This window comes from Legionella massiliensis (genome assembly GCF_000756815.1).
In the GTDB taxonomy this organism is placed as follows: Bacteria; Pseudomonadota; Gammaproteobacteria; order Legionellales; family Legionellaceae; genus Tatlockia; species Tatlockia massiliensis.
On record NZ_CCVW01000002.1, the window covers coordinates 90,300 to 115,553 of the forward strand.

A 25,254-nucleotide genomic window follows, 5' to 3' on the forward strand; every position below is an offset into this window, starting at 1 on the left:
GTATCAACCCCATTCCTGTAATTTAACCCGTTATACGATTTTGCAAACTGTAGAAGGCACTTGCTCACAACAAGATGGGCTCTGTTTATGCTACGGGAGCAATTACTAGCGATTGTGTAGTTGTTTTTAGCGAAACCCCTAATAAATAGGCATTCAGAGACTTTTTTCTATACTTAAGTAACACCGATAATTAACTTGCGGCATTAACAGGATTTAATCATTTCCCACACTATAGGGGTCTGACCCTAAATATCATAAAGGCGGATTTTTACTTTTTAATTTTTAAGCAATAACACAACCTCATATTAAGTCCCTCAATATGACATATCCAAACAAGTAATTGGATAAATATTAATCACCTTGGTTTAATGTCTATTAGCTCTTTTGAAGCATTTAAGCCAAAACATAGGAAGTAATAATGGAGTCAAAATCTGATAGTACCGTTTTAAGTCTGGAAGCACTGCACGCCAAAGCCTTAGCACTGCAAGAAACCCAGGATTTATTAGGTCTTATTCAATTCCTTGATTACTTTAAAGACAAAGCCATGCCCGAAGACATTGCTTTGATCTTAATCAATACGTTAATGGGGCATCGTCAGGTTAACTTTTTATAGAGCAAGTAAATAGCGGATGTCTAATTTTAGGCGCCAAGCAGCTCAATAGCAGCGTCATTCCAAATTTCTTTTGCCGATTGAAATTGGCTTCTTCGTTGTTGGGCTGCTTTGGTGTATCGACCCACGGCGACTGCAAAGAGATTTCTGATGCTCCCCATGAGTGCGATAACGCTCTGCGCCCCTGCGGGTGATTTAAAACGAATGAGGCACTTTTCTTTTCTTCGCGTGGGTTGATGGGCATTTTCTACCCGGTTGTTGAGCCCCTTATGCGAGCGATGCGCGACTCCTTTGCACATTTGGCGAATTGGCTTGGTGTAGCTCCTGAGCGTGTCTGTTACAATCACCCGAGGTATGGGATGGGCATCCAATAGACGAGACAAAAAGCGGATGGCCGCCTTTTTATTGCGCCGCTTTTGCAGAAACACATCCAGTTCATAGCCCTCATCATCCACAGCACGCCATAAATAATACGCCGCACCACGTATGCGTAGTTGCTGCTCATCCAAGTGCCATTTGTCCGATGCTCTCGACGCGCGCTTCATAATAACATTCTTAAAATGAGAACCAAATTTAATGCACCATTGACGTATTGTCTCATAACTGACATCAATTCCACGGTACAGCAAACGCTCCGATACATCTCGATAACTGTCATTAAAACGGTGGTAACTCCATACTGCGATGCTGATTAGCTCCAATGGATAACGATATCTTTTCGGTTTCCTTGCCAGCATCACGATCTTCCTGTAAATAAAATACAGTTTAGGTCAGAACTTAAATTGACGATGCCCTACTACATCATCGTCCCCTATTTCGATAGGCCCTTCCACTCTTCTTGGATATCGTAGTAAAAAATACTCATCGAGCTTTTCTAATGTACACTTAAATTGCTCATTTAATTTTATTTCCGGAAGTAAGTTAACTAAATTAATAAGACTATGTTTATTTGGAAACTCTTTAAAGTAATGTAAAAGCCATGCTTTTAAAATCTGTTCAAATCCCAAATGAATCAAAGTTCCTGCCGAGTCAAACTGACTAGGTTCACCAGATTTTAATAAATACAAACCAGTATCTATATGATCATATCCAAAATGAAGGAAATCCTCTTCTAAATAACCATCATCCTTTTTAAAGTTCTTTGTCATTTTAATCTACAAAAAACTTCTATAATCAATTTTAAATTTTTCAGCTATACGCTTTGCTAATTCCTTTCCAATAGTCCGTCTACCATTCTCCATTGCAGATAAATTAGTTTGAGAAATATTTAAAATTTTAGCTAACTCAAGTTGGCTTAAATCTTCTCGATGACGCAAACCCTTTAACAAAAGGCCTGGTTCACCATGTTCTCTAATCAGATCACCAAACACGTCATCAATAGATAAATGCGCTTTGCTTTCTTCTTTAACCCTATACTTTTCTATAATACCTACTGGCAATGCATAATGCGCTCCATGCCAAGTAACCATAGCAATACTTTCAGTATGGGGCTTTTTCATGTGTTCCGACATAATACACCTCAATAAGTTTTACTTGTTTATCTATCACTTCCCAACAACAAACGTAGGTGGGCTTTCCTTTCATTAAATGGCAATGACGTTTGTCCCCTACCATTCCTTTTAATTTTCCATAATTTTTCCAGCCTCCACTTGTACTTGGCCCATTTCGCTCTATATCGCGAAGCAAAAGCAATAACGTAGTCTTAGCAGATTTAGGTAGCTTATCTACTTGCTTGGCTGCTTTATTTGTTATTTTTATTGTCCAGTTCATAAAAAAATAATATATCATTAATTGATATATGTCAATATTAGACTATATAGAGTATAAATTGCTTGAGAATACTTAATATACAAAACGTGAATATAGACCAAGAAATCCAAAAATTTATTGCTGAACTCCAGCTGCCAAAAGTTATATATTCTAAACTAAGCAAATATATCGGTGGATTGGTTTTTAGCATCAACTCACGTCTTTTTAATTCTGCGCGGGCTAATGAGGGCGTAATATTTTTTGATGCACTATGATTGATACTTTTTACAATATTATCTTTATATTTGAAATAAGTTTTATCGTCATTTAGGCATGTTTTCCTCGCTGTCTCATCATCATCGCTACTGAGAGTTTTTGTATTGTCAGACAATATAAGTAAAGAAAGATCTGTGAATGCATGCAATGGCATCGTCAATTTAAGTTCTGACCTAAACTGTATTTTATTTACAGGAAGATCGTGATGCTGGCAAGGAAACCGAAAAGATATCGTTATCCATTGGAGCTAATCAGCATCGCAGTATGGAGTTACCACCGTTTTAATGACAGTTATCGAGATGTATCGGAGCGTTTGCTGTACCGTGGAATTGATGTCAGTTATGAGACAATACGTCAATGGTGCATTAAATTTGGTTCTCATTTTAAGAATGTTATTATGAAGCGCGCGTCGAGAGCATCGGACAAATGGCACTTGGATGAGCAGCAACTACGCATACGTGGTGCGGCGTATTATTTATGGCGTGCTGTGGATGATGAGGGCTATGAACTGGATGTGTTTCTGCAAAAGCGGCGCAATAAAAAGGCGGCCATCCGCTTTTTGTCTCGTCTATTGGATGCCCATCCCAAACCTCGGGTGATTGTAACAGACAAGCTCAGGAGCTACACCAAGCCAATTCGCCAAATGTGCAAAGGAGTCGCGCATCGCTCGCATAAGGGGCTCAACAACCGGGTAGAAAATGCCCATCAACCCACGCGAAGAAAAGAAAAGTGCCTCATTCGTTTTAAATCACCCGCAGGGGCGCAGAGCGTTATCGCACTCATGGGGAGCATCAGAAATCTCTTTGCAGTCGCCGTGGGTCGATACACCAAAGCAGCCCAACAACGAAGAAGCCAATTTCAATCGGCAAAAGAAATTTGGAATGACGCTGCTATTGAGCTGCTTGGCGCCTAAAATTAGACATCCGCTATTTACTTGCTCTATAAAAAGTTAACCTGACGAAGAAGCCAATTTCAATCGGCAAAAGAAATTTGGAATGACGCTGCTATTGAGCTGCTTGGCGCCTAAAATTAGACATCCGCTATTTACTTGCTCTATAAAAAGTTAACCTGACGATGCCCAAAAAATATATAATTTGACCACATAATCCTAATATTGTACAATCTGTATTATTTAATAGATTAGAGAAAAAGAAAAATGAGATATTTCTATTGTGAACAATTAAAACAATTTTATCGTATCGAAGATACTCCGAAGAAGATATATGCGTATGAATCTGAAAAAACACAGTGGACTGAAATTCCTATTACTCAATCAACACTAGGAAATAATTGTTATGAATATACTCTTGATATTGGCATAGCAAACACGAAGGCACTCCTTAGAGAGCCTGATATGCATACGATAACTAATTATGTTATTTTGGAAATTACAATATGGAGCAATCCTCAATCTTTATTCGGGAAAACTCAACACCTAAAGTTAATTGAAATACCGCTTCAGTATATACAAGCTCAGAATCCAGAACTATTAAAAGATTCTAATCCCAATACTAATACAAATTCGCAACAGCAACTCCAGAAGATTTCAAAAGGATCTCAATCCTTTTTTGCTGAAAGTAATCAAGAAGATAAGCATTATGATTTATCTGAAAATCAACGGAGAGCTTTAGAGGCGCATCGAGAAACATTAAGAAATCGTTGGACAGAGTATCACTTTCTAAGTTGTATATTTTTTTGCTTTAGTTGCTTTAGCACAGGCTTTTCCAAAACTGAAAAAATCGAGGAAATTACTCGCTTGCTAGATGCAGGTGTAGCCAAAGCAGAAGTTGTAGAGCAAGGTTATACCGGCAGTATTGTATTAGGCGGTAGTGTTAATAACTGAGTCATTTATTCAGAAATTGTATAATCACCACAATCACTTGAGGATTGATTGTTGTTGCTAACACTTATAACTCAGCTACTCGAGGCTAAAGGGAATTAATTTTGTCGGCATCGTCAGGTTAACTTTTTATAGAGCAAGTAAATAGCGGATGTCTAATTTTAGGCGCCAAGCAGCTCAATAGCAGCGTCATTCCAAATTTCTTTTGCCGATTGAAATTGGCTTCTTCGTCAGGTTAACTTTTTATAGAGCAAGTAAATAGCGGATGTCTAATTTTAGGCGCCAAGCAGCTCAATAGCAGCGTCATTCCAAATTTCTTTTGCCGATTGAAATTGGCTTCTTCGTTGTTGGGCTGCTTTGGTGTATCGACCCACGGCGACTGCAAAGAGATTTCTGATGCTCCCCATGAGTGCGATAACGCTCTGCGCCCCTGCGGGTGATTTAAAACGAATGAGGCACTTTTCTTTTCTTCGCGTGGGTTGATGGGCATTTTCTACCCGGTTGTTGAGCCCCTTATGCGAGCGATGCGCGACTCCTTTGCACATTTGGCGAATTGGCTTGGTGTAGCTCCTGAGCGTGTCTGTTACAATCACCCGAGGTATGGGATGGGCATCCAATAGACGAGACAAAAAGCGGATGGCCGCCTTTTTATTGCGCCGCTTTTGCAGAAACACATCCAGTTCATAGCCCTCATCATCCACAGCACGCCATAAATAATACGCCGCACCACGTATGCGTAGTTGCTGCTCATCCAAGTGCCATTTGTCCGATGCTCTCGACGCGCGCTTCATAATAACATTCTTAAAATGAGAACCAAATTTAATGCACCATTGACGTATTGTCTCATAACTGACATCAATTCCACGGTACAGCAAGGGGTATCACCCACATTCGTGTCAAAATTTACGGCTTGAAGGCCAGTTTTTCTCTGGGGTTCTTCGCAAGAAGGTACGAAGAACCCTAATGATAAACCTCTACCAAGACCACAGTATGCAGGAAATTATTATGCTGCGTTCATAATTGGCCCTAGTGGGCACAATATTGAAGATGTTTTTGACCCCAAACCGTAAATTTTGACACGAATGGGGTCACTACCCCAATAAGCGCTAATGCGGTAGCCGCGGCTGTTTTATTTTCATTTTTGATGGCAATTAAATAGCGGGTTTTTCTTTCCCTTAATGTCAATAAGTTACTTTTAATACCGCGCTTAAACATCATGAGGTCACCTTCCCAGTGACCGAATTCAATACGTTCATTAATGCCTGGAGGTCGATTAGTAATAAGCAATTCACTAGGAAATCTTGATTGACGTAAATGGCGTTTAATACGTAGCTTATGCTTGCGCCTTAGACATGAATAAAATCGATTACGAACTGCATAATCACTATAAATATAACGGTAAATCGTTTCATGAGAAATACGCATTCCCACGTTGTTTTCACGCTTTAAACGCCCTTCTATTTGCCAAGGTGACCAACCACTCGAGAGCTTATCATGAACATAATCGCGAAGTTGCTTATTACAGACTAGTTTTACTTGTCGTTTTCGACGTTTTAAATAACGCTTATGGGCAGTCTGGGCTAAATAATAAGGCTCATTATCAGTCCATAAGCTAACAAACCTATTACGCTTTATCTCTCGATAAATTGTGGAGCGGTGCACCTTTAATAGTTTTGCCATCTTTGATTTAGCATAACCTTTGACCAGCATTAAACTAATAAATTGTCTATCTAACTCCGTTAGCTGCTTATAACATTTTCCCATCTTTCTCTCCCAGTACAACTGATGATAGTTTAATCATCTGTCGCACTTCGGAAAAGATTCTGCCGATTGAATGAACTTTGAAAATATAAAAGCATGGTATATTGCCACAGAAAAATTAAATAGACTTACTCTTTTTAGTGCGATTTATAATCCGAGAAAACTTCAAATTCAATTACAAGAATATGCTGTATTAATCGTGGACGGGCGCTGTTATATTTCGGACAGATAATTTCATTTTTTTGTTTTTTATATTCTCAATTGGGAAAATACACCAAGAAGGGGGGATTTAAAAAGTCCCTCCAAAGTGCCTGGTCAAAAATAAAACGATGCTGATAAATTATTTTTTTATTGACTTTCCTGCGGAATATTGTCCTTTTGTATGATAGCCTCTGCTTCTACCTCTACTAAACAATCACCTACTAAAGTGGCCTGAATTAAAGTATTAACCGGCCGAATTTGACGAAACTTATCACCATGAATCTTGGCAACTATTTCCCAATCACCAATATCGCTAACATAAATTCGTGTACGAACAACATCTTTTAACGTACCGCCTAGATGCGTGATAGCCTTTTCGATTTTATTAAGGATGAAGTGCATTTGTTTTGCGGGATCATCTTTACCAATAATAATACTGTTTGATTCGCTGGCTGTCGTACCTGCAACATAAATATTATTATCAATACGTATCGCACGTGAGAATCCGGCTATCTCTTCCCAAAGAGTTTCAGTTGAGTATAACTGTTTATTAGTGTTGTTCATGCTTACTCCTACTTGCTCAATTGATCCTTGGCATTTTTCAAAACTCTATACACTGTTGCCGGTAAGCCCCCCATTTTTAACTGAAGTTAAAAGTAGAGGATTAGGCAACTAGTGCCAATTTTTGCCTAGGAGGAATGCCTCCAATAGCAGTATTTGGACGTTCATTGTTGTATATCCATAACCATTGTGTCGCATGGTGTTGTACCTCAGCAATAGATTCAAATAAATATTGGCTTAACCAATCATACCGAACAGTACGGTTATACCGCTCAATATAAGCATTTTGCTGTGGTTTACCTGGTTGAATAAAGACCAATTGTATTTGATTCTTATCAGCCCATTGTTCTAACAACTTGAAATATCCGTATTAGCCACCGCCTTTCTCGCCAATTCTCGTCGACGTGACGGTGTTACCACTTTTTTTCAATGGCCTCTTTGAGTATCTCCGCTTTCAATCGTTCCTCCGCATACATCTTTTTAAGCCTGCTATTTTCAGCTTCCAGCTCTTTTAACCGCGACATCATTGATGCATCCATTCCTCCAAATTTAGCTCGCCATTTGTAAAAGGTTGCTGCGCTTATAACATGCTCTCGGCAGAGTTCTGAAACAGGGCCGCCGCCTTCGGCTTGTTTTAGAATGGACAGGATTTGGCTATCTGTAAATTTTGATCTTTTCATGAAGAATCTCCTCCTATATAGCGTATGAGAAAATTCTACTTTTAACATCACTTATTTTTCGGGGGGATTACCAAGGACTCCAAATCCCAAAAGTAATATTCTGAAATTAGAGGTTATGCATCAGGGAGCAGTTTGTAAGTTAGGGATATGCAAGCTAAAATCTTCTGATATCAAACTATAATCTCATTCCAAATGAGAAAACAGGAAATAACCTATGCTGGAAAAATACTTCATAAATGAGCATTAACATACAAATAAGGCTTCGCCCTATAAGATTTGGTTTTCTAGTAAAGCCGGATGACTCTAAAAATTTAACCAAAATATTTGAAATAAATACGTGCTTATGGGGAGGTCAATTTAATCCAATTATCCCCTACTTTTCACGCGTTCCGAGTTGGTGGGAAAGAATAAACTTTAAATTTGATAATGCTAAACAAATAATCAATGGGTATCTTGATTTCTTTGAACCTGACTTTTTAGTTGAAGCGGAACCAGGTCTTTCTGAGAAGCTGGGCTTTGATTCAGACAGAGTCTTACAGCTGCACGAAATTCTCAAATATGATGAACAGAAGCTTCGCAGATTTGGCTTAACTTTAAATGACCTTTATCGCCATTTATATAATAAAGAGTTTCAGTTTCAAAAAAGATATAAGCAAAATTTTATTCAAATAAAAGCCGATAAAAAAGAGCTTTCAAGCTTTACTGCTTGTATATTTGGCAACTTTCCGCGGCAAGATTTACTAGATTATTTTGAAGAAAATTATCAATATGTTTTTGAGCCCTCAATTCTAGTTTTGAATGGCTCCACCCTCAATGAAGTTTATAGATCAAACTACATTTCTCCCTTAATGATAGGAAACCAAGAACTTGAAATAAATTACAATGAAAATCAACCGCCTACATTATTTATCTTAGATATAAGCAAATCAAGGGATTTGATAGATTTTTGGAATTTGCGGGCTATTCATAAGGATATGCTTGCTATACCTCTTCAGTATATCGAGGAATTATCTTCTTTTTGCAAAGAGTATATTCTCAAGCATCACCGCCCTCTTCCCGGAAACCATAATGGTGTCATGATTCATCCTACCTGTATGTTTTCTCGCTCTATCCCGGAGGGGGATATAGAACAAATTCATAAACAATATTTACTTGTAGAATCTGGCTCAAATACAATTCAAACCTGGTATCCTCCAATTTGGCGTGATCAACCAAATTATACTGTCAGGAAAACACGCCCTATACTAAATTCCAAAACTATCAGCTTAATATCTGCTATAGAGAATAATAATTCTAAAATTCGTTTTGACTCAATATATCCTGATTTCTCAATCCACCTCAATGGTTCATACGGGATCGCTAATGTTGTCAAGCTCCGAGACGATACTAATCAAAATCAAATTGCCACAGTGTTTCCCTGTAATTACAAAAATTCTTTCTTTTTAAAGTTAGGCTTCTCTACTGATAGTTACCTCTCTACCACTGAAGGAGTTGTTTTTTTCCCAGAATTTCAGAACGTTACTGAATCCTGGGATTTAGTGGATTGTACTACTGCAGTCAATACTTGGTTTAATCAGAATAACATTAAGGCTGCAGTTTCTGATGCAGGAAGAGCAACACAACAAATTATTCAAACTCTTGGTGGCTTCACAGGAGTTTCTTCGATAGCTCATAGAGAAATTGTTAAATTACTTAATAAAATTTCCCAAAAACCGATTACACGCAGTGCTCAATATCAGAAGTTTCAAAATGCAGTATATAAAGCCATTAAAAATACTTCCCAGAAGGAAAATGTTTTTAAACGACTGATCGAGAAAAAAGCAGTAGAACTTGGGTTAGAGGTAAAGTGTGATAATTGTGGAAATTGGAGCTGGTATTATGTAAATCAACTTGACTATGAATTAACTTGCGACCTTTGTTTAAAGAAATATCCTTTCCCAATTACCTGCCCATCAAAAAACAAATGGTCTTATAGAGTTATTGGACCATTCGCATTACCGGATTATTCACGAGGCGGCTATTCAGCATCTCTTGCTATTCGATTCTTTGCAAACCTAGGTTTAAGGAGCTCTAATCTAACGTGGTCAGCCGGCCAAGAGCTATCACTACCTTCAAGAGAAAAAGTAGAAGCAGATTTTATACTTTGGTATCAACGTCAAACTCATGTAGGCCCTAACTACCAAACTGAAATTATTTTTGGAGAGGCCAAAAGTTTTGGTAAAGAGATATTTGAACAAGATGATATTGATAAAATGAAGCTACTGGCTGAAACATTTCCTGGATCAATTTTAGTATTCGCTACTATGAAAAAACCAGAAGACCTTTCAAGTAAAGAAATTATTAAACTAAGAAAACTTTCAGAATGGGGCCGTTCGTATAATAAAGAACGTAAACAATCAAGAGCACCAGTAATTATTTTGACAGGTACAGAATTATTTGCAGGCTATTCGATTCAACAATCTTGGATAGAAAAAGGAGGAAACTTCAAAAAATTGGCTGAATCGTATAGTCCTTATATTCAAAACTTAAGGATTTTAGCCGATCTCACACAGCAACTATATCTCTCCATGGAATCATATAATAAATGGCTCGAAGATAAATGGAAAAAAAAGTAGTAGTGGCATAAAGAGCCATTTAAGAAATAAACAGCTCTTCAATTGTAGCTTGCATTTCTTCCTGACTAGGTTTGGCATAACGAAAAATTTCTTTAATCGACACATTACCGCTGATTTCTTGCGCGAAATGCACGCCATGTTTATCAGTCACTCTCTTTAAAAAAGTATGTCTTAATTTATGAGGAGTAAACTCAAATTTTTCATGATCAGGCAAAAAAGCCAAAGCTTGCTTTAATACTCGCTGGCAAATCCGATACACATCCAAGGTCTTGAGGCGAACTCCATAACGACTTACAAATAATGGCTCTTCTGGCTCAGGGCTTCTTGCCTCAAGATAACTCTCTAGTACTCCCCTCGCTTCTTGCGGCAATGGGATTTTATTAGATACCCGCTTTGATTTATGGCGCAGAACCTGATGAAGCCCCTTACTATGATACTGATAGACATCCAGCGTAACTAATTCTGACTCTCGAAGGCCTGTACTCAACAAGGTATAAAAAATTGCCGCCTCCATTAATGGGTTTTGGTTTTTGCGAGTACAACTTTTTAATCGTTGTTCACAAGCTGATTTTAAGCGCATCAATTGTTTGGAGGTTAGGCCATTCCAATCCGGCGCATCAGTTTGTAGATCTTTGACTTGAGCAAGTGGGTCACCAGCTAGCAATGGGCGTTGTTTATGTAACCATCGACCAACATGACGAATTGTTGCCATTGTTCTATTCACCGAAGTTGCTTTATAAGGTTTGCCTGTTTTTTCCGAAACTGTTTGGCAAAGTTGTCGCTGAAATTGTTTGCTTACAGCCGGCGTCCAACTATCAACCAGATCATGCCCTACTTCATTTTGAAAGAAACTTATAAATTTGGACAAATCTTTCATTTTCGCTTGTTCAGTTTTTTCGGGCGCCCCTTTCACATGCACTGAGTAATAATAGGACAACCATGCTGAAAGCGAATTGGTTTCAAAATGAACAGCCAAAGGATGGCTAATCTTATCTATCACAAACTTTTGAGTTTTCACATTTTCTGTCATTTTTGCCGCTCAATGAATTCAAGGGATCATTAATTGGCATTGTAAGCTATTTCGCCACTTTGAGATAGATAAGGTACGTTATCTATCTCTAATACTAATATAACCATAATTTACTTTGCACGTCCTTCTTTTCGTATTTTATATACACCTGCTTGACATATACCTTTTTTAGAGCCAAAATACCTCTTTTAGAGGCATCGAGAGTCTACCGTGAAATCAAGAATAAATAAAACCCGGTATGCCGTATTGGGAATGTTGTCCTTCTCACCCAAATCTGGGTATGAGATAAGCAAGGACATTCAAAACAGTACCAACTATTTTTGGTCAGAAAGTGATGGGCAACTTTATCCGATTCTGAAACAGCTGACTGAGGAAGGATTGGTGGTTTGTATTGAATCTGAAACTTTGCCGGGCAAACGCAGTAAAAAAATATATGAACTGACTGACGAAGGCCATGCGGCATTGCAGGATTGGTTACGTCAACCCCCGGTGACGTTTACGGTGCGTAACGAGTTTTTACTGCAGCTATTTTTTGGTCATGAACTGTCATGGCAGGAGAACCGGGATAAAATCCAGGCACTGCAAACGCAGTTAACGCAGGAGCTGGCGGTATATGATTCTATCGAAATACGGATTAAAGAAAACAGCCAAGATCCTACCTGGCTACTGATGGCTCTGGCCTATGGTCAATTTGCCACAAAAGCAGAAATTGCCTGGTGCGAAGAGATGATTCATCAACTGGAACAGCAATATGGGAAGGGGAAAAATGAGTAATGGTGATAATCCATTTTTGCATGGAGTATTTGCTCCGTGGAGAAAAGAAGAAACTTTACAGAAGCTGGAAGTAGTTGGCCGTATCCCTACTGATTTGCAAGGGGTATTACTTCGCAATGGTCCCAATCCGCAGTTTGAACCACTGGCTTCCTCTCACTGGTTTGATGGGGATGGCATGATACATGCCATCCGGATAAAAGAAGGACAGGCAAGTTATGATAATCGCTGGGTGAGAACAGACCGATTTCTCCAAGAACGAGCTGCAGGCAGGTCATTGCCTGACTTGGATCATACTACTGCGAATACCAATATTATTATGTATCAAAACCAGATCCTTGCTTTAAATGAGGGAGAGGTTCCTACCGAAATGCAATTGTCTAACCTGGATACTTTGGGGCATTTTACGTTTGGTGGACAAATCACACGTGCTTTAACCGCTCATCCACGGTTTGATCATCAGCGTAAGGAGTTTTTAACCTACAGTTATACGGATCCAGATGGGCATTTGCTGTATTACCGTCTGGACTATCAACAGCGTTTGATTGCACATCACAAGATTGACTGGCCTTATACGTCAATGATTCATGACTTTATTAACACTGAACATTATGTGATTTTCCCCATCTTTCCCTGCACACTGAGCTTTGAACGTGCACGACGAGGGGAAAGTGTTTTTATGTGGGAAGGAGATCAGCTCAATACCCTTTTTATTGTGACCGATCGTCAGGGTAAGGAAGTCATGCGTATCGAAACTGATCCCTGCTACGTTTACCATTTTGGCAATGCCTGGGAGCAAGGAAATTGTATTATGATCGATGCACTCGTTTCTAAAATCGAGCCTCTAATGCCAGACAGACGCGGTAAAACAGCTTCTGCAAAGGAAGGAGCGGCACGTTTGGGCCGATGGTGTATTAATCTTGAAAAACGCTCTATTCAATTGGAGTTTTTAGACGAAACCACAGGAGAATTTCCACGTTTTGATGAGCGCTTTAATGGCTATGGCTATCGTCATCTATATATGAACGGTCAGAAAAATTCTGAGGGTCTTTTTGATCGGATTGTGCATTATGATTTACAAAAGGAAATACTTGTCGTACATGAGTTTGGACAAGATGTTCCAACTGAGCCTGTATTTGTACCCCGTTCACCGGAAGAAGGTGATGGTTATGTCTTGGCCGTCGTATATCGTACTCAGGAAGATCGCAGCGATGTAGTCATTTTGGACGCGCAACAGATCGACGCAGAACCTCTTGCGGTGATCAGAATTCCACACCGAATTCCCTTTGGATTTCATGGGAATTTCATAAGTTTATAGCCAAAGTTCAGCGAATATGTCGGGTCGGACCAAAAATATGTAATCCTTTTGTTTTATATATAATATTTTTGGTCTGACCCTATTGTCGGATATACCTAAAAACCCGACTCTTAGAAGGAAAGGCTTTTCACCTCAGTGCTGGTGATTTGACTGGATACTTTGTCGGCATTATAAATTTTCATAGCACCAATAATTTCTCTGCGCATCTCTTGTAATTGCTTAGCATAAAAGTCCTTGCTTTCTGTATAATCAAGGGCCATTTTTACTGCTAAAAATACTTTATCTGCAGTCATCGATTCTGTAATTTGGCCCAAAATTCTGTCAATGTAAGGTACTTTAGCCTTGGCGGAAACACTGCCTTCAAAGCTGTTCTTTAGCCAATGCTTTAACAATATAGAATGGATATTATTAATAAACTTACTTTGATAATTTTCAGTAGAACTTTGGACTTGATTGCTTTTAATTAACCAATTTAAGAAATGAAATGAGATGGAATTTGGTGCTCCATTTTGCTTTTGAAGTTCTTCAATCACCATGGGAATTAATTTTTTAAGTGATAATTGAACGATGTTCTTTGTATTGGCATCCTGAATAATATAGGGTTCATTTGCTAAAATGTGCTCCATAACCTCGTTAAATGGTAACGATATAGCCTCTCCGCTTAAAACTAGATTTATATTTAATCGTTCATATTTTGTAGGATCGAGAACTTCTGCATGCTTAGTAAATAGTAAAGGTTCTATTTGACTACACTGATAAGCCTTTGCCCAATAATTAGCACCATAATCAAAACCAAATTGTGAGTTAGGTAAAACATCTTCCTTAGTAATGAGTATGACTAGAGGCATTCCCTCATAGACGAAATTATAGGCATCAACATTAGCAGTGGCAATATCTTGCAATTGAAGGCTAGAATCGAACTTAAATTCTTTAGAAAGGCTCTCTGCATCAGGAAAATGCTGTACAAAACGTGCATGATTCCCCTGAAATCCATTTATTACCCCCCTTGCTCCTGAAGAGTAATTTTTAAATAGAGGATGAGCTGGGACTGTGTACCCATAACCCGAAAAATTCGCTACCCCTGATAGTGAGGCATCCATGATTCCAGAATAACAAGCGATTGCGGTCCCTTTCTTTAAAATTCCTGGGCCTCTCCAAAATAAACCTTTCCCCACTTGGTCATTGATATCACATACAACTAGATTAGGTATAACTGTTTCAACTTGTTTCAAATACTTTTCAGCTGCTTTTTTCTGTTGTTGAATTAGAGCTGGAAGATTAGATATCTTGTTTAAAATAAAGGATTCATTAATAGATTCTTGCGGGTAACGTTCTGAGTAAACTGCATAACCACAAGCTAAGGTATGCAATTTCCCTTTCTGCTTTTGGTAAGATTGCACCAAAGTATCTTCAATCAGTAAATCATCATGCCACTCAAAATTAAACTGCATTGCAAACTCTTGAGGGCTAATTTCTATAATATCATCATTGCCACAAAGCGGTTTGGAAGAGTAGTTAACTGTATGTGTTTTTGGAAGATCTAACACTGTTGAAGGCATATAGTATCCTTTGAGTTATTTTAGAGCAGCATAGTATATATGAATTTGAAATTTATTTAAACTTAGTGTTTAATAAAAATCTAATTTTTGTTCGCACTGAGCAACTCAGCCCCTTTGGGACAAATATCAGGAAGGACTTCGAATCAGAAGCCCCTTATCCGCCCTTCGGGCACCTTTTCTCCACGCTTAAGTGAAGGAAATAATGAAAACCGTTCTTTGAGAGAATTATTTGATGTAGGCTGACCTTTCAGCAGCCTTGCAGAAAGGTCAGCGTTGAATCCGAGTACAATTAATCCGAATGTAAAATCCGCCACAAAGCAGAAATAAAAACTATACCTGCTCTCAAAAAACGACCTTTCCTTAAGACTTCATTTTGGCGATTAGTTCTCAAAATTCCTAATTAATAAAGGAAGTTGTAAAATAATTTTATGCATATTCACAGTCTGTGTCCCATTGTTTACTTATGCGATTTATTTCCATTTAAAATTTGGCAAACAAGTACAAGACCTTTAATTCAACTTATAATTGTTTGCTTGTACTTGAGAATCCTTAGCCACCAAACAAGGTTGAAGAACTGGCTGATGCTTGGTTAAAAATGCGCCCATTTCCAAAAGAAAAGCATCGGTTTCGTCAAGAAACAAATCCGCTTTTGCAAAGTTTTCTTGTTCTTGTTGTCGTTCAACTTCAGTTCTTTCAACAAACCCATCGGTTAGCTGTTCAAACCGACTGCTTATTGAGCGCCCTTCCTCGACTCTAAGTGGTTGCACGTCATCTTTTAACTCTGCAATATCAATTTTAAAGCGTAGTGTTGATTGTTCTAGTTCTTCCGTATTGCAATTAATTCGCTCAGCTTGTTGGGACAAACTGTCAGTAATTTGCCGAAAGCTTTCCGAAAATTCCGTCTCAATAGTTTGCATAGTCTCCGTATGGGCGCTAAATGCGGCCTTTAATTGCTCAAACTGCAGTACAGCAGCCTCATACCGTTTAACTTTTTCATCTAATATCTGGGCTTGGGCATTATAGGTATCAACAACCTCGGCATTCGCTTGTTCAAATTCCCTTAACTGCCCAATTAAAGTAAAGAGCTCCTCCTCTGCCTGCTGAAGCTCTAAAATCGATTGTTTCATTTCCTCTTCGCGCTGCACTAATCCCTCTGACAGCTGGGTAAAACGTTTTTCATCCGATTGGGTATAATCATAAAAAATATAGGCAATAGCACCATATAGCGATAAAGCAATAATAGGCAAAGTAATAACCCACGCTATAGAAAAGGCCAGACCAATAAGGGCTGCTACCCCACCGATTGTCAAAGCAATTAATCCTTTTGCCCACCATGGTAAGCCCCAAAAGCGTGCGGCAACCTTGCCAAAGGTGCTTTTCTCAACATCAAATCGCTTTCTTTGCAAATCCATATCGGCAGTATATAAATCGGCCTGCTCACGATGCGCCTTAATACGATTGGTCGTCTCTAAAAGCTGAGCCGGTAACGACTTGGTCGCTGGTTCTTCGATGGCTATTGTTAACTCTTCTTTCTTATATGTCATAACATTATTCCTTTACTACGTTATTAATTAGAAAAATCTTAGATTAGTTTGAGATGATTGACCTGATTCTATAACAGGCTCGGTCACTTCATTTTGTAAGCCAGAGATAATTTTTTCTTGCTCAAGAATGGTCGTTTTTGCTTTCTGCAAACAAGCAGTTAACGCAACAATTCGTTGCTCAGCTTTAGCATATTTTTCAGTTTGAATATCTAAGCTTGTTTTAAGCTCAGTGTTAGATGATTTCATGCGCTTTATTTTCTCGATAACTTGACCCGCATAGTCTCTTTCACCGCTGACTTGAGAAATTGTTTTTTTGATAAGATCTAATTCTGTTAAGGCATTCTCAAGCTTATTAACCGCCTCAGCAAGTCTCGTTTTCAGTGCCTCATAGTCATCGGTTATCTTGAGGAGCTGTTCTGTTTTCGATCTCAGTTCCGCCATTAATTGTTTGATAAGCTCATTTTCTTGCTTTGTTTCATCAATAACTACCCGGCCCAATTCATGATGTTTTTCAGCTGAACCAATACTTTGTTCTATATCCTCTATAGCAGTAGCCGTTCGTTTTTGATTATTTGCGATATCCCGCATGGTTTCTTCTGAAGTTTTAGATACGCGTTTAATGGTTTTATCGAGAGAGCGTTGTCGTTGTTTTTCACGAAATGACGCTTCTTTATCAAGCATCTCATATTCCTGCTCGACATCAGCTTGACATGTCTGAATTTTCTTCACAATAAGGTAGCTAACTGTGCCACCAACCAAAAGCCCCCCTGCTACAGAGCCCCCAATGATTGCAACAAGCGCCTTAGTCGTCAGTGAAATTGCTGCTAATTCTAAGATCATTTTATTTTTCTCCTTTCCTTTATTTATCCAAGTACCAGGAGAAAACCCAACTCATAGAATCTAAATCTAAAGACAAATCCATTTTCTGAGATTGAATGCTTTTTCCCTAATACAGAAGAATTCTAATTTTTTTTTTTGATAAAACGCATTAATTATTTAATGCAAAGTTAGTTTTAACGAAGCATTCCAAAGAAATTTCAATGATTAATTCATAAGTTAACTTTCACAACTTTCAATAGTATTTCTAAGAAATAATCCTTATTAAAAATTCTATTTATCTCTCGTGTGATATAGAATGCGTCGCGTGTAATGTTGAAAGGAAAACACATGAAAAAGTCCCAAATTATGGAGTTAATTGAGAGCTATAACGGCGAGGTCAATTGCGAACCCCTTATTGCCCAAGAACCCTATCAAAAAGGCTGGATGAAACGGCTGTTAGATACTCGCACCCTAGGTATATTAAAGCTCGAGACCTATTTAGAGTCTGAGTCTGTCAAACAATTAGCCGCTGATGATGAAATTGAAGGCGAGAATCTAATGCAACTGCTTAAAATCATGTACAGAAGGGATCAGCGAATTCATAAAACAAGCAGAAGTTATGAGAATTATCCTGAAAAAAGTACAAATCGCGTGTACAACCGCTTGTATCAGATTTTACTGTTAGATTCCACGATACAAGCTGATATTGGCATCCCTTTTTCCCATACCAAAGCCCTTCATCAAGCCCTTTTTAGTCGGATAAGGAATAAAGTACTGGCTAACATGGAAGATAAAGCAAAAACGACCTATGAACAGGAAGACGTGCCCGATAAAGGTAATAGAGGGTTTGTACGATTAGGATTAGCCCTTATTTTTGGTAAACGCATTAGTTATCATTTTGACCACCACGAAACCCCGCAACTCGAACAGTTAACACGCCATGTCAAAGAAATTAACTATGACGAGCAATATGCGCGAGTAGAATTTCATTTTTTAAATGGCGAATTGCACGATGCAATACTCCTAGACACTGATATTCACTGCGATCAAGATATTGAAACGGGCCTTGACTGGTTAAAGCTGGCCTCGGATAACGGGGATAAAAATGCCAGTCTTCATTTGGCCGCCTATTATGCGAGACGAAAGAATTATCGGTTAATTAACCCAACGCTTGATCCTGATAAAACCTTCGATTTGTTGACCCTTGCCAGCGAGCAAGGCTCATCGCTCGCAACACGTGTCCTAGACGAATGCCTAAGTTTTGGCATGGTTTCAATTTACAACTTGGATGAGTCATCTGCATTAATCCCTTAAGATTTTTGTCGAAAAGGTTTCGTTCTCCCACACATTGATTGAACGCTAAACCATCTCTGAGCAGGGCCTGACGCCCTGCCCTACCTTGGTTCTCTGCCTTTAACTCCTGAACTGCACTTTTTACGTAGTTTAATCAATATATCCTTAAGTCTGTCTCACTAAAATAACCTCCATGCAATATAGCCAAACTATACTTCAGTCAATTTTATAAATAGCAAACTGGGTATACCCCCTTTCATGAAAATTACTGGAGGTTTTATAAATGCAAGCAAAGTTTGAAGAGCCTACGTTCGATACTATTATGTTAGAAACACCATTGTTCTCAGTAGAAACTGGGAGGCAGATCAATTCTGATATAACTTATCTACACCCTAAAGGTATAATTTTTAAAAATGCTGAGCTCTATTCGCTTTTTAAAAAATTCATGGATGAGTCAACATTTGGAACCCCTCCCAGCTCACTGACGCAGTATCTAGCAGTATTTGATGACAACACAAAAAGCGTTAAATTTGATACACGCCATGGAACAGACAATATTATTGGGAAATTTTTTTTGGAAACCAATTTAGATTGGCCAAAAGCCTATTATGAAGGGCGAAACTATATAAATCCTGAATATAAGCAACCTGTAATGTTTATGAAAGAGGCTGAGTTGAAAAAATACTATGGTAAAGGTGTTAAAACAATTGACTTACCCCACGTGGGGGCAGCTGTGATACCTGAGGCCATTATAGAGTTATTAAACAGTTTCGATCCAAGGGATTACATCAAAGAAGCTGCGCCAGTTATTGCCCAAGCCTATCGCACTAATCCCGAAGGTACCTTCCGATTTTTTAAACAAGATTATTTTCTAGCTGAAGTTGCTCATCAGTTTGATCCAAAGCTTAGTAAGTTTGAGGCCGCAGCTAAACTAAATGATACTATCAATCAATCACAAGTAGTGTATGAAAAGATGCTGGCAGAGCGCCCCTTTTCTTTTCAAATGGATAAAATAAGTTTCAATCGTCGGAATGGAACTCATGTTGAGATTAATGCATCTCCTTTTTTTATTGACTGGCTTTTCCAATTTGAGCTCGGCAAGCCCGTTAAATTTGCCAATGACTTCGTAATTTTCAAAAAATCTGAGAATGTTGTTTCATTTAATAAAGGAATTGGAACACCTGGAATAGAAATTACAAAACAAGGAAACAGCTGTTTTGTATGCAATAATCAAAAAGCAGATTTATCTGATAAATTGACTACAGATGAACAAACAACAGAGAGAAGAAAACAGCTAATAGCTACCTTATCCCATCTTTATAGCTTAGGGTACAATAAAGCTAAACCACTTGCTGATAAAGCTCCAGCACCCACTGACGCATCATTTTCTGAACCTGCTCCTGAAAATAACGAGATATGTCTCATAATGTAGCATTAACACGGCGGGATTCTGTGATGCTTTGAGATTTCAGGATCCGACGGATGAGCCCTGAGAGCTCCTCCGTTTTGGTTCTGTATTAATTATGATATAGTAGCGCTCCAATCAATAGGAATAACTACTATGTCAGAAAAAATACGCGGTACAGTTAAATGGTTTAATGAAGCTAAGGGCTTTGGTTTTATTGAAAGTAATGGCAAGGACTATTTTGTTCATTTCAGTGCTATTCTAGGAAGTGGTTTTAAAACTATTCCTGAAGGTGCTACCGTACTCTTTAAAGCAGGTAAAGGACCTAAGGGACCACAAGCTGAAGAAGTCGAAATAGTTTAATCTAAAAACAGGGTATTTTAAGGAAAAAATCTTTTTTTGTCTTAGATAAAAGATCGGTTAATTCATTGGATTAAGGCAAGACAGCATAAAATGCTGATTTGCGTGCCGACCCCCCCAATTGTAATAGGTCAGTAAGTTAACCACCGCGGAGCGGTGGTTAACTTACTGACCTATTACCTTCTTTTTAAAACAAAAATCTTTCATTTTCTGCTCTGAAAGGTTTGAGACATTGCAAAATTTATATAATCTAAATAATACAATTGCCAAAAGGGACATACGGGTAACCTATAAGAGTTCCTCCTTACTTATCATAATCAATCAGGGAAATTAAGAATCTACTTTTCTTGCCAATCTATACAATACAATTTATTAGCCTGAAATTAAAAATGGTTCGAATGTAATGAATCAATAAAAGACATGCAGTGTCTAGTATTAAATCTTTTTGGGTATGAAATTTTTGAAAATGCTTTATTCCAAAGTAGAATGAGTCAATAAAGGAGTAATCAAATGGCAGGAATGCATTCATTAAATTAAAAGAAATTAATATGATGAAGAAAAAAATCTTATCTCTATTACCGCTTATCTTTATGCTTTTGTGTCAACTTGCATACGCTAAAGATGATGTTGGTCGCCAAATTGAAGCTAAACTGGATAAAGCGGCAACGAATCTTATGGAAAATAAGGATATCCCTCAATCATGGCAACTCATGGTTGAAGTATCACAGATGCTCAAAGTGCATCCTGAATATAATGATGGTGAAATCGCAGAAGGTATTGCTGATGTGTTGACCACGTTGCTAACGAAACCGTGGAAATATGCAAATCCATACTTTACTGGAAAAAATAGCATGGAATTCAATCATTTTGTCCTTGACCATATCAATGAAATTTATACTGTTGAGGATTTAAAAACTGTCAAAAAAAATATAATGAATGGTTGTAATCAAGAGCAGTTTACTATTTGTAAGCAATTAATCACAAAGATAAATGATGCAATAGCACTACAACCGTGATTTTCCCTAAAGCGCCCCAAATAAAAGGTGATACACTGGTGCATACCAACCGATGTATGAATTATGCCACAATCGTACATAATATATTCACTAAAAATTGTTTTGAGAGGTTTTTATGGCTAAAATTGTATATTTTTCAACTGATTTTGATGGATGTTTTAGTCATGAAACCTCAAGTGTAGCTCTAGGTATAGGGTGGGAAAATTCAAAATCAAAAGAGGACGCGAATGCGGCCTATATCACTTCGAATGGGGAAATCCTCGAACAATTTAGAGCCCAAAAAGGAGATCAAACCGTTCTTTTAGTCGGCTCTAATCGTCAAACTCCATTTATCGATTTAAAAAATGGGGGAGAAAATATAAAAACGGTGTGTCCAACCGGTTCGGTTTTTCCCGTAATGGAGGCAATCACTGAGGAATTGGGCGAAAATACAATATTTAATCCTTTCCTTCTTTCTGATTTAGAAGCCGATGTAGTTGAAATTGGGCAAACTCATAGAAAACTTAAAGAGAATGGATATTTAAAAGATAATGGAGCCTATAAGCCCGAAATTAGCGATCAAGATTTCATAAGAGATGGTTTTCCTCAATATAAAGATGATGAAAGTAAAGCCTCGTTATTAGTTGCTCAAATGAAGCTTGCCGCGATGACAAATCCTGATGATGAAATTGAGTTTAATTTCTATGATGATCGAATTGATATTGTGGAAGGTCTTCAAAACTTTTTTAAGGCGAATCCTGAACTAATACCTGAAAATGTAAGCTTAAATCTATTTGGATATTCAGGACCCCATCTGACTCAAGAGCAGGCCCAAGAAAATCTCTCGAATTTTATATTACATACAACAACAGAATTAGAAAAACTTGGCAACCCAGAAATAGAAGAGACATTAGATCCAAGAACATTAGGAGTATTATCTGATGCTCAAAAAAATAATTTTCCAATAATATTTAGAGATCCAGTAAAAAATGAATTCAAGATATATCGACGTGATATAGATGGTGTATGGGGTTTCGAAAGTTTTAATGGCGTCATTCCTGATATGGAGCCTCCCGAAAAATTTAATGCTTTGTTTTATGGACCTGGAAGCTCTAATTATCTTCCCACTACAAGAGAGCCTCTTGTATTTGACTTTTTAAAAAGAGTACATTTTCTACCAATTCCGACAACAAGACCGTCAAATAGAGTAGGTGCAAAGGATGTCTACGCCTATGGGGCTCCAACTCGAATTGATACTATAAAAGGAGAGGGAAGTATTCCTAGGGAAGTATCTGATTGGAAACCGCTTTATCAAGCAATTCGTCAGTCTTCAATACAATCTGATGCAGGTATTGATGATAAGTTGTCTGTTGCAAGTAATTTCTCTTTATCAGCTTTCATAGCTCACACCTACACCGGCCCAAATCCTCAGCCTCCTTTAGAAATTCAAACCTTTATTTCTCAAAAATTAAGTAAGATGAGTCCTCCGGATATTGCTTCGCTCCTTATTGATAGCAAAATAAGTGTTTCTGCGGTAGAAAAAATACTTGAGAATAGGGGAGACAAAACTGAAATACTGATAAAGATAATAAGAAAACAGGAAGAAGCGTTGCAAGGCGAGTTGGAACCTGAAGAGCGTATTCAGCTAGAAGCTGCTTTACTTGAACTGTATAAGACAACGATTAATTTGCGCAATCAAAATCTTTCATTAGTAAAAATCACTCAAAGTAAAAATTTAAGTGATACAAGAAATGCACTTTGTACTTCGATTGACGAGGCAATAAAATCACCTGACTTATCTCTTGATGATTGTCGAAATATATTGAAAGTACTCAGTCACGCTAGCCTTGCCATAGATAAAAAAGTAGATCCGGATGTTCAGTTTAATTCCATTTGTGAACTTGGTAATCTTTCTGACGAGCTTGTTGGTAAAAAGTCAGAAAATTTGAGTACAGTCTCTGTAGTCTGCGGGATCCTTGCTCTTGTCGCTGCAGTAGTTGCCCTTGCCCTTTCGTCAACAGGTATTGGTTTGATAATAGGTTTAGCTGTAGCAGGAGCATTAGCAGCAGCATGTGCTAGTACTGCAATTGCATCTAATGTTACCGAATCCGACTTGTCAAAAAAAGCTAGTGATTTCAGAAGTGCACTGGAAGAAATAATAGAAAAGGATGGTTTAGATGAGGATCGCGAGCAAACTATTTATAGTAGGTTGCATTAAAAATATATCCTTGTGCCTTAAACACTTTAAATGACTGATGCTGCGCTGCATCAAGGCTAGGTTTGATTTTTTTGTGTAGATACCTATGAGCTTGTCTTATCATTATTTTGATATTCTTCTTTTGATAAGCGATACAGGACATGCTTTCTTAATGGACTATCAACACTTAAGCGGGGATGCTCAAAATCATCCGGTGGGTTATGGTGCATACCTATTTTTTCCATTACTCGACGAGATGCCAAGTTATTAACAACAGTAAATGAAACCAGCCGCTCTATGTTCAGGCAATTAAAAGCATAATGCAAAACCGCTTTGGCCCCTTCAGTAGCATATCCCTGATTCCAATACTTAGATGACAAGCGCCAACCAATTTCTACGGCAGGCGTAAAATGGGCATCAAATGAAGGTGTCATTAGTCCTAAAAAACCAATCATCTCTTCTGTGGCTTTCAATACAACAGCATAAAGCGTAAACCCTTTCTCTTGGTAATGTTTGATAATGCGGTAATCCCCCCATTTTTAACTGAAGTTAAAAGTAGAGGATTAGGCAACTAGTGCCAATTTTTGCCTTGGAGGAATGCCTCCAATAGCAGTATTTGGACGTTCATTGTTGTATGTCCATAACCATTGTGTGGCATGTAGTTGCACCTCAGCAATAGATTCGAATAAATATTGGCTTAACCAATCATACCGAACAGTGCGATTATACCGTTCAATATAAGCATTTTGCTGTGGATTTCCTGGTTGAATAAAGACCAATCGTATTTGATTTTTATCAGCCCATTGTTCTAGCAACTTAGAGATATATTCAGGGCCATTGTCACAACGTATTTGCCGGGGTTTGCCACGCCATTCAATGATTTGATTAAGAGCTCGTATGACCCGCTCTGCCGGCAAAGATAAATCAACCTCGATAGCAAGACCTTCGCGGTTGAAATCATCGAGCACATTAAATAACCGATAACTCCGACCATCTTCTAACTGAGCATGCATAAAGTCCATCGACCAGCATTCGTTGATTGCAGTTGGTACCGCCAATGCCTCTGGCTTTTCCCTTATTAACCGTTTTTTGGGTTTTATCCGCATGTTGAGTTCTAATTCCCGATAGATTCGATAAACGCGTTTGTGATTCCAAACAAACCCCTTCACATTACGCAAATAGAGAAAACATAAGCCAAAACCCCAATTACGTTGATTCTCGGTTAAACGCATCAACCAATCCGCTATGATTACATTTTCATCATCTAATTGTGGCTGATACCGATAACAGGTCTGACTGAGACCAAATAACTCACACGACAAGCGAATTGAAATATCCTTATTAGCCACCGCCTTTCTCGCCAATTCTCGTCGGCGTGACGGTGTTACCACTTTTTTTCAATGGCCTCTTTGAGTATCTCTGCTTTTAATCGTTCCTCTGCATACATCTTTTTAAGCCGGCTATTTTCAGCTTCCAGCTCTTTTAGCCGCGACATCATCGATGTATCCATTCCTCCAAATTTAGCTCGCCATTTGTAAAATGTAGCAGCGCTAATAACATGTTCTCGGCAGAGTTCTGAAACAGGGGTGCCACCTTCAGCCTGTTTTAGAATCGACAGAATTTGGCTATCTGTAAATTTTGATCTTTTCATGAAGAATCTCCTCCAATAT

At 38.2% G+C, this 25,254-nt stretch carries 24 protein-coding genes and 1 pseudogene; 11 read left to right on the forward strand and 14 right to left on the reverse strand.

Going from position 1 to position 25,254, the window contains the following annotated elements; genetic code table 11:
• Positions 1–418 precede the first annotated feature (418 nt).
• Positions 419–613 carry a hypothetical protein gene (locus BN1094_RS07675; RefSeq protein ID WP_043873867.1) on the forward strand — a complete coding sequence of 65 codons (195 nt, stop codon included), beginning with the start codon at positions 419–421 and terminating at the stop codon, positions 611–613.
• 26 nt (positions 614–639) lie between these two features.
• Here the strand turns inward: BN1094_RS07675 and BN1094_RS07680 are convergent, their stop codons facing one another.
• Genes BN1094_RS07680 through BN1094_RS07695 form a run of 4 tightly spaced genes read right to left on the reverse strand, consistent with a single transcriptional unit; the run spans position 640 to position 2,380 of the window.
• Complete coding sequence (locus BN1094_RS07680; RefSeq protein ID WP_043873868.1) at positions 640–1,347, reverse strand: IS6 family transposase; 708 nt, start codon at positions 1,345–1,347, stop codon at positions 640–642.
• A gap of 33 nt (positions 1,348–1,380) precedes the next feature.
• Positions 1,381–1,758 carry a HEPN domain-containing protein gene (locus BN1094_RS07685; RefSeq protein ID WP_043873869.1) on the reverse strand — a complete coding sequence of 126 codons (378 nt, stop codon included), beginning with the start codon at positions 1,756–1,758 and terminating at the stop codon, positions 1,381–1,383.
• A gap of 6 nt (positions 1,759–1,764) precedes the next feature.
• Positions 1,765–2,109, reverse strand: a complete 345-nt coding sequence (locus tag BN1094_RS18815) for a helix-turn-helix transcriptional regulator (RefSeq protein WP_052403198.1) — start codon at positions 2,107–2,109, stop codon at positions 1,765–1,767.
• Positions 2,090–2,380, reverse strand: a complete 291-nt coding sequence (locus BN1094_RS07695; RefSeq protein WP_043873870.1) for a type II toxin-antitoxin system RelE family toxin — start codon at positions 2,378–2,380, stop codon at positions 2,090–2,092. Before BN1094_RS07695 ends, BN1094_RS18815 begins: the two co-directional genes overlap by 20 nt.
• A gap of 460 nt (positions 2,381–2,840) precedes the next feature.
• On the opposite strand from BN1094_RS07695, the gene BN1094_RS07700 reads away from it, so the two are divergent.
• Both BN1094_RS07700 and BN1094_RS07705 read left to right on the forward strand, forming a co-directional pair.
• Positions 2,841–3,548, forward strand: a complete 708-nt coding sequence (locus BN1094_RS07700; protein ID WP_043873871.1) for an IS6 family transposase — start codon at positions 2,841–2,843, stop codon at positions 3,546–3,548.
• Between the two features lie 243 nt (positions 3,549–3,791).
• Positions 3,792–4,478: a hypothetical protein gene (locus BN1094_RS07705; protein ID WP_043873872.1), complete on the forward strand. Its 687-nt coding sequence runs from the start codon at positions 3,792–3,794 to the stop codon at positions 4,476–4,478.
• 272 nt (positions 4,479–4,750) lie between these two features.
• Here the strand turns inward: BN1094_RS07705 and BN1094_RS07710 are convergent, their stop codons facing one another.
• The 4 genes and pseudogenes from BN1094_RS07710 to BN1094_RS19280 all read right to left on the reverse strand — a co-directional run bounded on the left by BN1094_RS07710 (position 4,751) and on the right by BN1094_RS19280 (position 7,678).
• Entirely contained in the window at positions 4,751–5,350 is a 600-nt protein-coding gene (locus BN1094_RS07710) for an IS6 family transposase (protein WP_081935093.1), read from the reverse strand.
• A 151-nt stretch (positions 5,351–5,501) separates the two neighbouring features.
• Complete coding sequence (locus BN1094_RS07715) at positions 5,502–6,239, reverse strand: IS30 family transposase (protein ID WP_052403199.1); 738 nt, start codon at positions 6,237–6,239, stop codon at positions 5,502–5,504.
• 345 nt (positions 6,240–6,584) lie between these two features.
• Positions 6,585–7,001 (reverse strand): RidA family protein, encoded by a 417-nt coding sequence (locus BN1094_RS07720; protein ID WP_043873873.1) that lies wholly within the window; start codon positions 6,999–7,001, stop codon positions 6,585–6,587.
• A 100-nt stretch (positions 7,002–7,101) separates the two neighbouring features.
• Positions 7,102–7,678 (reverse strand): annotated as a pseudogene (locus BN1094_RS19280) (transposase).
• A gap of 236 nt (positions 7,679–7,914) precedes the next feature.
• On the opposite strand from BN1094_RS19280, the gene BN1094_RS07735 reads away from it, so the two are divergent.
• Positions 7,915–10,293, forward strand: coding sequence for a hypothetical protein (locus BN1094_RS07735; protein WP_043873876.1), 2,379 nt, complete (start codon positions 7,915–7,917; stop codon positions 10,291–10,293).
• Between the two features lie 19 nt (positions 10,294–10,312).
• Here the strand turns inward: BN1094_RS07735 and BN1094_RS07740 are convergent, their stop codons facing one another.
• Positions 10,313–11,323, reverse strand: a complete 1,011-nt coding sequence (locus BN1094_RS07740) for a tyrosine-type recombinase/integrase (protein WP_043873877.1) — start codon at positions 11,321–11,323, stop codon at positions 10,313–10,315.
• Positions 11,324–11,533: 210 nt separating this feature from the next.
• Between BN1094_RS07740 and BN1094_RS07745 the strand changes: the two genes are divergently transcribed.
• On the forward strand, positions 11,534–12,097 hold the full coding sequence (locus tag BN1094_RS07745; protein WP_141650444.1) for a PadR family transcriptional regulator: 564 nt from the start codon (positions 11,534–11,536) through the stop codon (positions 12,095–12,097).
• Positions 12,090–13,412, forward strand: coding sequence for a carotenoid oxygenase family protein (locus BN1094_RS07750; protein ID WP_043873879.1), 1,323 nt, complete (start codon positions 12,090–12,092; stop codon positions 13,410–13,412). Before BN1094_RS07745 ends, BN1094_RS07750 begins: the two co-directional genes overlap by 8 nt.
• Positions 13,413–13,522: 110 nt before the next feature.
• On the opposite strand, the gene BN1094_RS07755 is transcribed toward BN1094_RS07750, so the two are convergent.
• The 3 genes from BN1094_RS07755 to BN1094_RS07765 form a co-directional block, all read right to left on the reverse strand.
• Positions 13,523–14,971, reverse strand: coding sequence for an SET domain-containing protein (locus BN1094_RS07755; protein WP_043873880.1), 1,449 nt, complete (start codon positions 14,969–14,971; stop codon positions 13,523–13,525).
• Positions 14,972–15,480: 509 nt separating this feature from the next.
• On the reverse strand, positions 15,481–16,515 hold the full coding sequence (locus BN1094_RS07760) for a hypothetical protein (RefSeq protein ID WP_043873881.1): 1,035 nt from the start codon (positions 16,513–16,515) through the stop codon (positions 15,481–15,483).
• 27 nt (positions 16,516–16,542) lie between these two features.
• Positions 16,543–17,355: a hypothetical protein gene (locus tag BN1094_RS07765; protein WP_043873882.1), complete on the reverse strand. Its 813-nt coding sequence runs from the start codon at positions 17,353–17,355 to the stop codon at positions 16,543–16,545.
• Positions 17,356–17,682: 327 nt separating this feature from the next.
• On the opposite strand from BN1094_RS07765, the gene BN1094_RS07770 reads away from it, so the two are divergent.
• The 5 genes from BN1094_RS07770 (at position 17,683) to BN1094_RS07790 (ending at position 23,605) form a co-directional block, all read left to right on the forward strand.
• The gene (locus BN1094_RS07770; RefSeq protein ID WP_043873883.1) at positions 17,683–18,648 is read left to right on the forward strand and encodes an SEL1-like repeat protein; all 966 of its coding nucleotides are present in this window, start codon (positions 17,683–17,685) and stop codon (positions 18,646–18,648) included.
• 262 nt (positions 18,649–18,910) lie between these two features.
• Entirely contained in the window at positions 18,911–20,059 is a 1,149-nt protein-coding gene (locus BN1094_RS07775) for a hypothetical protein (protein WP_043873884.1), read from the forward strand.
• 129 nt (positions 20,060–20,188) lie between these two features.
• On the forward strand, positions 20,189–20,395 hold the full coding sequence (locus BN1094_RS07780) for a cold-shock protein (RefSeq protein WP_043873885.1): 207 nt from the start codon (positions 20,189–20,191) through the stop codon (positions 20,393–20,395).
• A 545-nt stretch (positions 20,396–20,940) separates the two neighbouring features.
• The gene (locus tag BN1094_RS07785; RefSeq protein ID WP_043873886.1) at positions 20,941–21,408 is read left to right on the forward strand and encodes a hypothetical protein; all 468 of its coding nucleotides are present in this window, start codon (positions 20,941–20,943) and stop codon (positions 21,406–21,408) included.
• Between the two features lie 115 nt (positions 21,409–21,523).
• Entirely contained in the window at positions 21,524–23,605 is a 2,082-nt protein-coding gene (locus BN1094_RS07790; RefSeq protein ID WP_043873887.1) for a hypothetical protein, read from the forward strand.
• An 83-nt stretch (positions 23,606–23,688) separates the two neighbouring features.
• Here BN1094_RS07790 and BN1094_RS07795 read toward each other — a convergent pair whose 3' ends face one another.
• Positions 23,689–24,105, reverse strand: a complete 417-nt coding sequence (locus BN1094_RS07795) for a GNAT family N-acetyltransferase (protein ID WP_081935095.1) — start codon at positions 24,103–24,105, stop codon at positions 23,689–23,691.
• A 42-nt stretch (positions 24,106–24,147) separates the two neighbouring features.
• Positions 24,148–25,235, reverse strand: a protein-coding gene (locus BN1094_RS07800) for an IS3 family transposase (protein WP_099908999.1) whose coding sequence is annotated in 2 segments (ribosomal slippage) — positions 24,148–24,974 and positions 24,974–25,235 — 1,089 coding nt in all. Because the reading frame shifts where the segments join, the coding sequence is not laid out codon by codon here.
• Positions 25,236–25,254: the final 19 nt, after the last annotated feature.